The following is a 12,972-nucleotide window of genomic DNA, read 5'->3' as shown; positions in this document are numbered from 1 at the left end:
GCGTGAAAAAGCCGAAGCTTGGCGCCATCGATTCAATGCAACGAGGCCCGCACACCATGTCCACCAATCCACGCCCGCTCGGCATCGCCGCGCTGCTGCTCGCCACCTCCGGATGGGGCGCCATGTTCCTTGTCGGCAAGGGCGTTCTGCAGCACGTCGAACCCGTGTGGCTCACGCTGATCCGCTACAGCATGTCGGCCCTGCTGTTCGCCGCGCTGCTGCTGCCGCGCGGCGCGGCGCCCTGGCGCAAGCTCCGCCGGCACGCGGGCCCGCTGGCGCTGCGGGGCGCCGCGGGCTTCGGCGTCTTCAGCGTGATGCTGTTCGTCGGGCTCGCGCATTCGGTGCCGTCGCACGGCGCGGTGATCGTGGCCACCACGCCCATGACCACGCAGCTGGTCCGCTGGGCCTTCGACGGCGTGCGGCCCGCGCGACTGGCGCTGCTGGCGACGGCGCTCGCGCTCGCGGGCGTCGCCATGGTATCGGGCCTCTTCTTCGGTGCGGCTTCCCCATCCGCCGGTTCGACGCTCTTCGGCGACGCGGTGGCCTTTGCCGGCACGCTGGGCTGGATCTGGTACACGCGCGGCGCGGCGCGCTTTCCCGCGTTCGACGTGGTCGAGTATTCGGCCCTCACGGTGCTGGCTTCCTGGCCGCTGCTGCTGGCGGGCGCGCTGATCGCCACCGCCCTTGGCGCCAGCCATGCACCCAGTGCCGAGGGCCTGCGCCTGTCGTGGCACGCGCTGCTGTTCGTGGGCCTGGTGCCGTCCGCCATCTCCGTGCTGGCCTTCAACTACGGCGTTCGCACGCTGGGCGCCGTCACCGGCACGGCGTTCCTGAATTTCGTCCCGGTGTCGGCGCTGTTGATGGGCGTTGCGCTGGGCAAGCTGCCATCGGCCAACGAGTTGGCCGGCATGGCGATGGTGGTCGGCGGGCTGCTGCTGCATACGGCCGCGAGCCGCAGGGTGGCAGCCGCACCCGCGGCGCGCTCCGCGGGCGGCAACAGCGCGGGAGGCACCGCGGGCTATTGCGCCTGCGGCGCCAGCGCGCGATAGAAGTAAGCGGTGTCGCACGGCGCGCCGCCGGGCAGCAACGCATAGCCCGGAATTACGCCGACGCGCGTCCAGCCGAGCCGGGTGTAAAGCCGCTCGGCCTCGGCGCTGGAGGTGTCGAGCACGAGCAGGGTCTTTCCGTGTTCGAGCGCGAGCAGCTCGGCGGCCTGCATCAGCAGCGCGCCGATGCCCTGGCGCCGGGCGCGCCGGTGCACGAGCACCTTCGACACCTCGGCGCGGTGCGGCTGGTTCTCGGGTTGCTCGAGCACCAGCTGCACGGTGCCGACAATGCCCTGCGCGTCTTCCGCCACCAGCAGCGCGCGCTCGCCGCTTGCCACGCCTTCGGCCACGCGGTGCCAGAAGGCCTGTGCGCGCTCGGGCGTGAGCGGCAGCATGAAGCTCACCGAGGCGCCGCCTTCGACGCAGTCGACGAGCACGTCGGCCAGCTGCCGGACATGCGCGTCGCCGACGCTGGAGAGAAGGCGGATGCGTGGCGCGGAGGTTGTTGCCGCAGGTTGAGTCATGTCATCTCCATGAAGAGGGCGAGGTCGCGATCACGACGGCATAGCGCGCGATCTGCCGGGTGGGGTTGTAGTAGCTCGTGGGACGGTCGAGCACCAGCGCAAGGCAGTCGCCCGCGCCGAGCCGATGGCGGTCGTCGCCGAGCGTGACTTCGATGGTTCCTTCGAGCACCCACACCTGCTGGTGAACCTGGGGTTCCCGCGCGCCGGTTTCATAGGCCACGCGCGCCTTGGGCGGAAAAAGAATCTCGACGATGTGGATCGGCGATGCGGAGCCGCCGGGCGACACGTTCCGGCGCACATAGCCCGAATGCGGATCGCGCCATTGCGGCTGGTCGGCCAACCGGGACACCGGCCCCGACGCGGGCACCGGCGCCTCGAACAACGAAGCCAGCGGAACGCCGAGGCCGGTTGCAAGTTTTTCGAGCAGCACCGCCGTCGGGCTGCTTTCGCCGCGCTCGATGAGCGAGATCATCGAGCGGCTGACGCCGCAATGCGCCGCCAGCGCATCGAGAGAAAGGCCGCGGTCGGCGCGCAGGTCTCGCACGCGCTGCGCGATGCGGTCGTTGAGGCTTGGTGGCTGGTTTTCCATGATGTTGGATAAATATCTAGCATCATGGAGGAAAAGTCAAGACGAGCTATTGACCGGCCTGGCCGCCTGGGTCGCTTTTCGGCCTTGACGAAGGCTCCCACGAATCGGGCGTGGTGGCGACCAACTCCTTGAGATTGGACCAGGGCTTTGCGCCCGGCACGATGGTGCCGCCCACGATCGCGACCTTCGCGAAGGCCACCATGCGCTCGCGCAGGTACTGCCTGTCACTTTCGGGCCAGGTCTCGATCGAATGAGGTGCGCGCGCCACCACGATTTCACGCGCGCCAGGGATGCGGTCGTAGGCGGCCACGGTGCCCTGCAGCGTTTCCGCACGGTCCCACAGGCCCTTGCCGAAGAAGGCGGCTGGCCACTTGTGCATGCCCGCGAGCGGCGCCGAATTCGGATAGAAGAGGATGTGATGGTCCGCCGCCATTCCGCCGAGAAACAGGTTGCGGTCGGCCAGGTCGGGCGATGCGGGCAGGTAGCCCGCGCCGCTCGCAAACGAAGACAGCAGGATGGCGCCCTTGATGTTCGAGAACCCCTTGGGCGGCTGGCATTCGGGCACCGGCATGTCGTAGCTGCACGCGCCGGAAAAGTTCCTGGCCATGGCCCATGCGGTCGACATCGAGCCGCGCGAATAGCCGCCGAGCAGGATCGGAATGCGCGTCGACTTCATGCCGCCCAGCAGCTTGCCGGCCGCCTCGTTGCCTTCGAGCACGCGGCCGTCGGGCGTGAGAAGCCGCAGGCCGTTGCCGGTGTCGAATTGCGCCAGCACGCGGAAGACATCCTCGCCCTGCTCCAGCGTGTGGGTGTCGCTGAACCCACCCGAGATGCCCTCGCCGCGCCGGTCGTAGGCCAGCACGTCGAAGCCCGCCTGGTTGAGCGCATCGAGGTTCTCGCGCCACCAGCGCTGGCCCATGGTCTCGGTGGTGGCGTTCGGAAATTTGACGTCGACCGCCCGGCCCGTGGCCGGGTCGATGCGGTAGGGCTTTTCGTCGGGGTGCTGGATCGCGGTGAGCTGCCCGCCGCCGCCCGGCGCCATGATCGCCAGCGCGCGCATCCTGCCGCCCTTGCCGTCGTCGACGCCGCGGCCTTCGATGTACCAGCCGCGCAGCTTGACCGGATCGTCCATCTTCAGGTCGATGCGCTCGAAGGTGTCGCGCGGCACGGTGAACTCGACCACGAAGGTGCTGGCATCGGCGCGCGCAATGGCCTCGACATAGGGCGCCTTTGCGAAGAACGCCGGGCGCCGGATCTGCCGCAGGTCGACGAGCCCTTCCGGATCGATCTTGCCGGAGGGATCGACCACGCCGGTCGAACGCGTCGCGCGCGCCTTGTTCGGCGGCAGCCAGCGCTGCATCTGCGCATCGATGCGCGCGAAGCAGGCGGCATCGGCCTTGCAGGTGCGCCAGCGCTCCTTCAGGCGCGCATCGGTGAATTCGTCGACGTGGTAGTCGCTCCCGGCATACCCTGCGGGCGGCCGATAGGCGTTGACGCCGAGCGGTACGCACACGGTGCGGCCGTTGGACTGCGGCAGCCGGTAGCCGGGCAGTTCCTGGTTGCGATCGGTGCCCACCCAGGCGCGGCAATCGGTGGGCGGCGGCTCCGCCCTCGCGCTTCTGGAAACAGCATTCCCGTGCGAAGAGCAGCCGCCGATAGCCAGGGCCACTGCGAGCACCGCGCCTGCGGCCGGGCCGATGCGGGAGAACGTGCGCATGTTCCTGTCTCCTTTCGATCCCGCGCCCGGCGCGGTTCCATCGCTACAAAAGCATGAATGCCGCGGCGGCCACGAGCGTGGGTCCGAGCGCGCCCAGCAGCAGCCCGCCGGCGCCGATGGTCTCATCGGAGAAGCCGCGCTTGAGCAGCGCGACGCCCGCGGGATTGGGCGCGTTGGCAATCACCGTCAGGCCGCCGCCGGCCACCGCGCCGGCCACGAGCATGTACTTCGATTCGTCCGAGATGTTCGAGATCAGCGACCCGAGGTAGGTGAGCGCCGCGTTGTCGGTGATGGCGGTGAGGCCCAGCGCGCTGAAGAACAAGGCCAGCGGCTCCAGGCTGGAAACCACCGGCTCCAGCCACCAGCGCTGCATGCCGCCGAGCACCACCAGGCCGGCAAGGAAAAATCCGACGAGCAACGCTTCCTTGATGATCAGCGGACTCTGGTGGCGTTCGTAGGCCTGCGTGAACCCGAGGAACATCAGGAAGAGCCCGAGGAACGCCACCGGATGATGCGCGAACAGCACGATGCCGGCCAGCAGGACCAGGTGCGTCAGGGCCACGGCGGGCGGCACGGGCGCTTCGGACAGTGCCGTGTCCGCGGCCGATGCGGCGGGCAGGTGCTTGCGCAGCACGATGGTGGCCACGGTGGCGTTGACGAGCACGGCCACGGCGGCCTTCCAGCCGAAGGTGGCGAGCATGAAGGCGCTGTCCCACTGCCAGGTCGAGGCCACCATCAGCACGGGCGGCGCGGCATAGGAAGTGAGCGTGCCGCCAATCGACACGTTGACGAACAGCACGCCCAGGGCGAGGTACTTCACCGCTTCGGGCACCTTCGGCCTGAAGATCTGGGGCGCGAGCATGAGCGCCGCAATGGTCATGGCCGCGGGCTCGGTGACGAGCGAGCCCAGCAGTGGAACGGCCGCCAGCCCGAGCCACGCCGCCGCGACGGGCGTGGGCAGCGGCAGCACGCGCGCAATGATGCTCACCCCCGACATGACCGTGCGCAGCACGGGCCGGGAGGCGGCAACCACCATCACGACGAAGACGAACAGGGGTTCGGTGTAGTTGCGCGACTCCGCATAGTCGAGCGCGCCGTCGCCTCCGACCAGCAGGGCCATGGCGAGAACGAGCACGATGGCCCAGAAGCCGAAGACGACTTCCACCTCGCCCAGCAGGTGGAACAGGCCGGCGTGCCGGGGAAAGCGGTGCGACAGCCGTTCGAACTGCTTGACGGCAAAGGTGTGAAGGAGCGCCACGGCGAAGATGGCTGCTGCAACGTACTGGATGGTGGGCTCTTGCATGGGGAGGGATGACGTGACTGATCCGCGTGGCGGCCCGACCATCGCATGAACCTGCGGCGCCGCAAAGAAAGACAAGCGGCCCCGCACCCGGCCCCAGTTTAACGGGGCGCGCAACAACGCAAGCTGCGCCCGCTAGGGCTGCTGCAGGCGTTGCAGCATCTCAGCGCTCGGATAGCCGTCCGCGGGCAAGCCGACGCTGCGCTGGTAGCGGCGCAGCCCTTCGCGCGTGGCGGGCCCCATGACGCCGTCGGCCGCACCAGTGGCAAAGCCGCGCTGGCTGAGCGCGGTCTGCAGCTCGGTCAACTGACTGCGAGAGAGCGCCGAGAGGTTTCTTGGCCACGGCGCCTGCACATCCGCGCCGCCGCCGAGGCGCTGCGCGAGAAGGCCCACCGCGAGCGCATAGTTGGTCGAGTTGTTGTAGCGCAGCACGGCGCGAAAGTTCGGCCCGACCAGGAAGGCCGGCCCCTGCGCGCCCGCGGGCAGCAGCACCGCGCCATCGGCAAACTCCGGCAGCGGCCGATCGTCCACGGCCCTGACCCCCTCGGCCGCCCATTGCGCGGTCGGCTGGCGCACAGCCATGTCGGCGCGGCCGTAGTCGAAGCCCGCCGGCAGTTTGACCTCCACGCCCCACGGCATGCCGGCCTGCCAGCCCGAACGCGAGAGAAAGTTCGCGGTCGAGGCCACCACATCGGGCATGCTGCCCCAGATGTCGCGCCGCCCATCGCCGTCGGCATCCACCGCGTAGGCCAGAAAGTTCGATGGCAGGAACTGGGTCTGGCCCATGGCGCCCGCCCAGGAGCCGATCATGCGGTCGCGCGCGATGTCGCCGCTGTCGAGGATCTTCAGCGCCGCCAGCAGTTCGCGGCGAGCCCAGTCTTCGCGCCGTCCCTCGAAGCCGAGCGTCGCCAGCGCGTCGATGACCGGGGTGCTGCCGTAGTTGCCGCCGTAGTTGCTTTCCATGCCCCAGATGGCGACGACGATGGCGCCCGGCACGCCGTAGCGCGCGGCGGCCGCATCGGCTTCGGCGCGAACCTGCAGCAGCTTGTCCTGGCCCGTCGCAATGCGCTGCGGCGAGACGGTGTTGTCGAGATAGTCCCAGACCGTGCGCGTGAACTCGGGCTGGGCACGGTCCAGTTCGATGACCCGCGGGAGGAACTGCACCTGGTCGAAGGCGCTTTGCAAGGTTGCCTCGCTGATGCCCGCTGCGCGTGCAGTGACGCGGTAGTCTGCAACCCACTTGGCGAAGCGCTGCTGCTCAAGCGCGGCAGCATCCGGGCCTGCGGGCGTGGTGGGCGTGGGTGTGGTTGCGGGCCGCGCACCCGCTGTCGAGCCGGGCGGCTGCGTTGTCGATCCCGATGGCGCGGAAGCGCAGCCTGCGACAAGCGCCGCGATGGCCGCGGCCACAAGGGCGAGGCGGGTGGACTGCAGGAATGAGGTGCTGCTGGCTGGATGCATCCGCGGATTTTCACCCGTGCTGCACGGCGGCAAGCCGTTCTCACGCGCCGACGCGCCCCTTTCCTACACCTGCGGTGGGCAGGCAAGCGAGCATGGGCCGTCAGCAGCAGCGAACTCCCGCGGCTCGAATCTCAAGGGGAATGTAATGCCACATCAAACCTACGCCGCATGCATCGAGGCGTGCAACGGCTGCGCCACCGCATGCCATCACTGCGCCGCGTCCTGCCTGAAGGAGCCCGACGTCCAGATGATGGCCCGGTGCATCGCGCTCGACATGGATTGCGCGGCTGCCTGCCAGTTTGCGGCGGCCGCCATGGCGCGCGGCAGCGAGCATGCGAAGGCCATCTGCGCGCTGTGCGCCGACATCTGCGACGCCTGCGGCGAGGAATGCGCCAGGCACAAGCACGAACACTGCCAGGCGTGCGCCAAGGCCTGCCGGGATTGCGCGGCCGCGTGCCGCGCCATGGCGCGCTGAACGGTTGCAGCGGACCATGCTGCCGGCTATGCCTTGCCGGACGCCGCCTGCTGCGTGAATGAAAGCGCCAGGAAATCGACGAAGGCCCGCACGCGCGCGGCCAACTGGTGCCGCTGCGGATACACCGCGTAGATGTCCGCATCGGGCGTGAAGTACTGCGGCAGCACCTGCACCAGGCGGCCGTTGCGCAGGTAGCGGTTGATGTCCCACTCGGCCCGCATCAGGATGCCGTGGCCATCGAGCGCCCAGTTCACGGCGATCTCTCCATCGTTGGTCGCCAGGTTGCCGCGCGTCTTGATGGACTCGGTGCGCGCATGGCGGCCTCTTCCGCTCGCCAGGCGCCAGACACCGTAGGCTTCCTCGCCCTGGCGAATGCCGATGCAGTTGTGCCTGGCCAGGTCGTTCGGAACCTTCGGCATGCCACGCGCCGCCAGGTAGGCGGGAGACGCGCACAGCAGCCGCCGATTGGACGCGATGTGCCTCGCCACCACCCGGCTGTCCGGCGGCGCGCCGAAGCGCACGCAGACGTCGAACAGGTCTTCGCTCGGCGCCGGTGGATTGACCGAAAGCTGCAGCTGCACCTCCACTGCCGGATGCTTGCGCACGAAGCGCGAAATCAGCGGCGCGACATGGCTGCGCCCGAAGCCCAGCGTGGCATTCACCCGCAGCAGGCCGCGGGGCGTCGCGCGGGACACGCCCAGGAGCTCCTCCATGCCATCGATCTCGCCGAGGATCCGGCGCGCATGCTCCAGGTACAGCTCGCCCTCCGGCGTGAGGCTCATGCGGCGCGTCGAGCGGTTGACCAGCAGCACGCCTGCGCGCGATTCCATCAGCGCCAGGTGCTTGCTGACCGCGGGCGTGGTGATGCCCAGCTCCCGCGCGGCGGCGCTCAGGCTGCCCGCGCTGGCCAGGGTGGAAAAGAAACCGAGATCGGTCGGAAGGATGGCGCTGCTCATCGTGGCCCCACTGTTGAATTCAGGTTAACGATGGGTTCACTTTAGCGCCGATTCCGCAGGCTCCTGATTCTTACAGTGGGACCTCTTCCCAACCTCCCGCAGACATCGCCAATGAAGACGTACAAGATCGCAACCATCCCCGGAGACGGCATCGGCAAGGAAGTCGTGCCCGCGGGCCGGAAAGTGCTGGAAGCGCTGGCCTCGGCCGACAGCAGCTTCCGGTTCGAGTTCGAGAACTTCGGCTGGGGCGGCGACTACTTCCGCGAGCACGGCGTGATGATGCCGGACGACGGCCTCGACGCGCTGCGCGGCAAGGACGCGATCCTGTTCGGCTCGGCAGGCGATCCGCACATTCCCGACCACATCACGCTCTGGGGCCTGCGCCTGAAGATCTGCCAGGGCTTCGACCAGTATGCCAACGTGCGCCCGACGCGCATCCTGCCCGGCATCGACGGCCCCCTCAAGCGCTGCGGCCCGGACGACCTCAACTGGGTGATCGTGCGCGAGAACTCCGAAGGCGAGTACGCCGGTGTCGGCGGCCGCGTGCACCAGGGCCATCCGATCGAAGCCGCCACCGACGTGTCGATGATGACCCGCGCCGGCGTGGAACGCATCATGCGCTTCGCCTTCAGGCTGGCGCAGTCGCGCCCCCGCAAGCTCCTCACGGTCATCACCAAGAGCAACGCCCAGCGCCACGCCATGGTGATGTGGGACGAGATCGCGCTGCAGATCTCCAGGGAGTTTCCGGACGTCACCTGGGACAAGGAACTGGTCGATGCATCGACCGCGCGCATGATCAACCGGCCGGCATCGCTCGACACCATCGTCGCGACCAACCTGCATGCGGACATCCTCAGCGACCTGGCCGCCGCGCTCGCAGGCAGCCTGGGCATCGCACCGACCGGCAACATCGACCCTGAGCGCCGCTACCCGTCGATGTTCGAGCCGATCCACGGCTCCGCCTTCGACATCATGGGCAAGGGCCTGGCCAACCCGGTCGGCACCTTCTGGTCGGTCGTGATGCTGCTGGAGCACCTGGGCGAGGCTGAGGCCGCCCGGCGTGTCATGCAGGCGGTGGAAGCCGTGACGGCCGACCCCGCGCTGCACACACGCGATCTCGGCGGCAGCGCCACCACGGCGCAGGTCACGCAGGCCGTGTGCGCGCGGCTCGCATAGAGAACATCCATTTCACACCGCAACCGCAAGAAGAACGGCGCAGACCGTCAGCCTGGAGACAAAGACATGATGAAGCCACGATTCGCCATCGAGCGCCGCGCCCTCACGGGAGCCGCCTTGGCAGCCCTCGGCCTTTCCATTGCGTCCTGGGCCGCCGCCCAGGAGCCATGGCCGGCCAAGCCGATCAGCCTGATCGTGCCCTTCCCCTCCGGCGGTACAACCGACGTGCTGGCTCGCGCGCTCGCCGATGCACTGTCCAAGAGCCTGGGCCAGCCCGTGATCGTGGAAAGCAGGCCGGGCGCCGGCGCCACCCTGGGCGCCGACTATGTCGCGAAGGCCAGGCCCGATGGCTACACGCTGCTGATGGGCGCGGTGCACCACACCATCGCGACCAGCGTCTACAAGAAGCTGCCCTACGACTTCCAGAAGGACTTCGCGCCCATCACCACGGTGGCGATGGTGCCGAACGTGCTGGTGGTCAACGCTTCGCTCACGCCGGCCAGGTCGGTCGCCGAGCTGGTTGCCCTCGCCAAGTCGTCCTCCAAGGAGCTGGCCTACGGCTCCAACGGCAACGGCACGGCGCAGCATCTCATCGGCACCCAGTTCCAGGCCAGCACCGGCGTCAAGCTGCTGCACGTGCCGTACAAGGGCAGCGGTCCGCTCACCACCGACCTGCTGGGCGGACAGGTGGAGATGTCCTTCGACACCATCACGCCCGTGCTGCAGCACATCAAGGGCGGCAAGCTGCGCGCGCTGGCCGTCACCACCGCGAAGCGCTCCGCCGTGCTGCCCGACGTGCCGACGCTCGAAGAGGCCGGGCTCAAGGGCTTCGACATCGGAACCTGGTTCGGCGTGCTGGCGCCGGCGGGAACGCCGAGGGACATCGTCGCAAAGCTCCACCTCGAGATGGCCAGAATCATCAAGTCGCCGGACTTCACCGACCGCATGCGTGCAATCGGCGCCGACCCGATCGGCGACAGCTCCGCCGAGATGGCAGTCCGCATCCGCGAGGAGACGGCGAAGTTCGCGAGGCTGGTCAAGGATGGCAAGGTCGCGGTCGAATAGGCGCTGCGCACGCCGGCGCCATCGATCCACGGCAGCGGCCGGATTCACGACGATCTTGTTACTCCCCGCTGCGCTCGCCAGTCCATAGAGTTGCCTTGCGGCGCCATCCACGGCGCGCCACAAGGAGCCGGCGATGACCATCAAGAGGAGCAGCAGCAAGGACGGCCGAGTCGCGCAGGCGCTCGGAATCTATCGAAGCATTGCCGCATGCAATGAACGCCTTGCACGCGGCGATGACGTCCACACGCACACCGCGGCGTTGATGCTGCCCTGCTACCTGGCCGAGTTCAGGAGCCTGGCGAGCGAACTGACCCATGCGGAGGAGGACGAACTGAGTTCTGTGCTGCGGCAGATGGAAAACGCTGAACGTTCCCTTCAGGAACACTAGCGCACCACGACGCCGCTTCAGACACCGGCTACTCGACAAAAAGCAGCGCCGGGCATTCGAGCGAAGCGCGCACGGCCTGCACGAACTCGGCCGCCAGCTGGCCGTCGACCACGCGGTGGTCGAAGGAGGAGGACAGGTTCATCATGCGGCGCGCAACCACCGCGCCGCCCTGCATCACCGGGCGCTGCACGATGCGGTTGACGCCGACGATCGCCACCTCGGGCGCGTTGATGATCGGCGTGGAGGCGATGCCGCCCAGCGCGCCGAGGCTGGTGACGGTGATGGTCGAGCCGCTCATCTCGTCGCGTGTGGCCCGGCCCGCGCGCGCGGCCTCGGCCAGGCGCGCGATCTCGCTCGCGCTGGACCAGGGGTCGCGTGCTTCCGCGTGGCGCAGCACCGGCACCATGAGGCCGACCGCGGTCTGGGTCGCGATGCCGACGTGCACCGCGCCATGGCGCGTGACGATGCCCGCCTCGTCGTCGAAGCGGGCATTGATCTGCGGGAAGCGCGGCACGGCCAGCACGATGGCGCGCACCAGCAGCGGCAGCAGCGTCAGGTGCGCCCGCTCGCCGCCCCAGCGTTCGTTGATCCGCGCGCGCAGCAACTCCAGCTCGGTCACGTCGATCTCCTCGACGTAGGTGAAGTGCGGGATGCGGCGCATCGCATCCTGCATGCGCTGCGCGATGCGGCGACGCACGCCGGTCACGGGCACGGCCTCCTCGTCGTTGCGCTCCGCGTAGCGTGCCGCGCTCGGCGCCCGCGCAGCGGGTCTGCGGACGAGCCAAGCGTCGAGGTCCTCGTGCAGGATGCGGCCGTCGGCAGCGCTGCCCGGCACCTGCTGCAGATCGATGCCGAGCACCGCGGCCCGATGACGCACCGCGGGCGCGGCGAGCGGCTTGCCGGCCGATGGGCGCGGGCGCTCGGCCGACGCCGGTGCAGGTGCCGGTGTTGTTGCCGCTGGAGATGCAGATGTAGGTGCCGGCGCACGTGCGGGCGCAGCCGGCACCGCCTCGCCGCCGGCCCCCACGTCGATCCGGATCAACTCCGCGCCCACCGCAATCAACTGCCCCACTTCTCCGCCGAGCGCGAGCACACGGCCCGCGACCGGCGAGGGAATCTCGACGGTGGCCTTGTCGGTCATCACGTCGGCCAGCACCTGGTCTTCGACCACCGTGTCGCCGGGCTGCACGCGCCATGCGACAAGTTCCACCTCGGCGATGCCTTCGCCGAGGTCCGGCATCTTGATCGTGTGCGTGCCCATTCAGTTCTCCATGGCGCGCCGGAAAGCCGCGCCGACGCGTGCCGGGCCCGGAAAGTAGGCCCACTCCTGCGCATGCGGATAGGGCGTGTCCCAGCCGGCCACGCGCTGGATCGGCGCCTCCAGGTAGTGGAAGCAGTGCTCCTGCACCAGTGCGGTCAGCTCGGCGCCGAAGCCGTTGGTTCGCGTGGCCTCGTGCACGATCACGCAGCGGCCGGTCTTCTTCACCGATGCGACCAGCGTCTCCAGGTCCAGCGGCCACAGGCTGCGCAGGTCGATGATCTCGGCATCGATGCCGGTCTCCTGCGCGGCCGCCTCCGAGACGAAGACCATGGTGCCGTAGCTGATCACCGTCAGGTCGGCGCCGGGGCGGAACACGGTGGCCGACTCCAGCGGCACCGTGTAGTAGCCTTCGGGCACCTCGCCCAGCGGATGGGCCGACCAGGACACCAGCGGCCGGTCGTGGTGGCCGTCGAAGGGGCCGTTGTACAGCCGCTTGGGCTCGAGAAAGATGACGGGGTCGTCGTTCTCGATCGAGGCGATCAGCAGGCCCTTGGCATCGCGCGGATTCGAGGGCATCACCGTGCGCAGCCCGCAGACGTGCGTGAACAGCGCTTCGGGGCTCTGGCTGTGCGTCTGGCCGCCGTAGATGCCGCCGCCGCAGGGCATGCGGATGGTGATCGGCGCGGTGAAATCGCCCGCCGAGCGATAGCGCAGGCGCGCCGCCTCGGACACGATCTGGTCATAGGCCGGATAGACGTAGTCGGCAAACTGCACCTCCACCACCGGGCGCAGGCCGTAGGCACCCATGCCGATGGCCGAGCCGACGATGCCGCCCTCGTTGATCGGCGCGTCGAACACGCGCGAGCGGCCGTACTTGGCCTGCAGGCCTTCGGTGCAGCGGAACACGCCGCCGAAGTAGCCCACGTCCTGGCCGTAGATGATCACGTTGTCGTCACGCTCGAGCATCACGTCCATGGCGGAGCGCAGGGCCTGGATCATGGTCATCGAGGCCATGGC

Annotated in this window: 13 protein-coding genes; 5 read left to right on the top strand and 8 right to left on the bottom strand. The window is 68.9% G+C overall.

Going from position 1 to position 12,972, the window contains the following annotated elements; genetic code table 11:
* The first annotated feature begins 56 nt into the window (after positions 1-56).
* Entirely contained in the window at positions 57-1,049 is a 993-nt protein-coding gene (locus VAPA_RS05375) for a DMT family transporter (RefSeq protein ID WP_021005751.1), read from the top strand.
* Here VAPA_RS05375 and VAPA_RS05370 read toward each other — a convergent pair.
* From VAPA_RS05370 to VAPA_RS05350, 5 genes are all read right to left on the bottom strand, one after another.
* Positions 1,019-1,570, bottom strand: a complete 552-nt coding sequence (locus VAPA_RS05370) for a GNAT family N-acetyltransferase (RefSeq protein WP_021005750.1) — start codon at positions 1,568-1,570, stop codon at positions 1,019-1,021. The two genes, VAPA_RS05375 and VAPA_RS05370, sit on opposite strands and share 31 nt — an antisense overlap.
* Position 1,571: 1 nt before the next feature.
* Positions 1,572-2,159 carry a helix-turn-helix domain-containing protein gene (locus VAPA_RS05365; protein WP_021005749.1) on the bottom strand — a complete coding sequence of 196 codons (588 nt, stop codon included), beginning with the start codon at positions 2,157-2,159 and terminating at the stop codon, positions 1,572-1,574.
* A 46-nt stretch (positions 2,160-2,205) separates the two neighbouring features.
* Complete coding sequence (locus VAPA_RS05360; protein ID WP_021005748.1) at positions 2,206-3,876, bottom strand: alpha/beta fold hydrolase; 1,671 nt, start codon at positions 3,874-3,876, stop codon at positions 2,206-2,208.
* A 43-nt stretch (positions 3,877-3,919) separates the two neighbouring features.
* Positions 3,920-5,179 (bottom strand): putative Na+/H+ antiporter, encoded by a 1,260-nt coding sequence (locus VAPA_RS05355; RefSeq protein WP_021005747.1) that lies wholly within the window; start codon positions 5,177-5,179, stop codon positions 3,920-3,922.
* A 132-nt stretch (positions 5,180-5,311) separates the two neighbouring features.
* Complete coding sequence (locus tag VAPA_RS05350; RefSeq protein WP_021005746.1) at positions 5,312-6,634, bottom strand: lytic murein transglycosylase; 1,323 nt, start codon at positions 6,632-6,634, stop codon at positions 5,312-5,314.
* Between the two features lie 145 nt (positions 6,635-6,779).
* Here VAPA_RS05350 and VAPA_RS05345 point away from each other — a divergent pair, with 145 nt between their 5' ends.
* Positions 6,780-7,109, top strand: coding sequence for a four-helix bundle copper-binding protein (locus tag VAPA_RS05345; protein ID WP_021005745.1), 330 nt, complete (start codon positions 6,780-6,782; stop codon positions 7,107-7,109).
* Positions 7,110-7,135: 26 nt separating this feature from the next.
* On the opposite strand, the gene VAPA_RS05340 is transcribed toward VAPA_RS05345, so the two are convergent.
* Positions 7,136-8,065: a LysR substrate-binding domain-containing protein gene (locus VAPA_RS05340; protein ID WP_021005744.1), complete on the bottom strand. Its 930-nt coding sequence runs from the start codon at positions 8,063-8,065 to the stop codon at positions 7,136-7,138.
* A gap of 111 nt (positions 8,066-8,176) precedes the next feature.
* On the opposite strand from VAPA_RS05340, the gene VAPA_RS05335 reads away from it, so the two are divergent.
* From VAPA_RS05335 to VAPA_RS05325, 3 genes are all read left to right on the top strand, one after another.
* Entirely contained in the window at positions 8,177-9,241 is a 1,065-nt protein-coding gene (locus VAPA_RS05335; protein ID WP_021005743.1) for a tartrate dehydrogenase, read from the top strand.
* A 66-nt stretch (positions 9,242-9,307) separates the two neighbouring features.
* The gene (locus tag VAPA_RS05330) at positions 9,308-10,306 is read left to right on the top strand and encodes a tripartite tricarboxylate transporter substrate binding protein (RefSeq protein WP_021005742.1); all 999 of its coding nucleotides are present in this window, start codon (positions 9,308-9,310) and stop codon (positions 10,304-10,306) included.
* 133 nt (positions 10,307-10,439) lie between these two features.
* Entirely contained in the window at positions 10,440-10,694 is a 255-nt protein-coding gene (locus tag VAPA_RS05325; RefSeq protein ID WP_021005741.1) for a hypothetical protein, read from the top strand.
* A 28-nt stretch (positions 10,695-10,722) separates the two neighbouring features.
* On the opposite strand, the gene VAPA_RS05320 is transcribed toward VAPA_RS05325, so the two are convergent.
* Both VAPA_RS05320 and VAPA_RS05315 read right to left on the bottom strand, forming a co-directional pair.
* On the bottom strand, positions 10,723-11,955 hold the full coding sequence (locus VAPA_RS05320) for a dihydrolipoamide acetyltransferase family protein (RefSeq protein WP_021005740.1): 1,233 nt from the start codon (positions 11,953-11,955) through the stop codon (positions 10,723-10,725).
* Positions 11,956-12,969 carry an alpha-ketoacid dehydrogenase subunit beta gene (locus tag VAPA_RS05315; RefSeq protein ID WP_021005739.1) on the bottom strand — a complete coding sequence of 338 codons (1,014 nt, stop codon included), beginning with the start codon at positions 12,967-12,969 and terminating at the stop codon, positions 11,956-11,958.
* Between the last annotated feature and the right edge of the window lie 3 nt (positions 12,970-12,972).

The organism is Variovorax paradoxus B4 (assembly GCF_000463015.1).
Taxonomy (GTDB): Bacteria; Pseudomonadota; Gammaproteobacteria; order Burkholderiales; family Burkholderiaceae_C; genus Variovorax; species Variovorax paradoxus_E.
The sequence above is the reverse complement of the archived record's forward strand: the minus strand, read 5'-3'. Positions and strand labels throughout refer to the sequence as shown.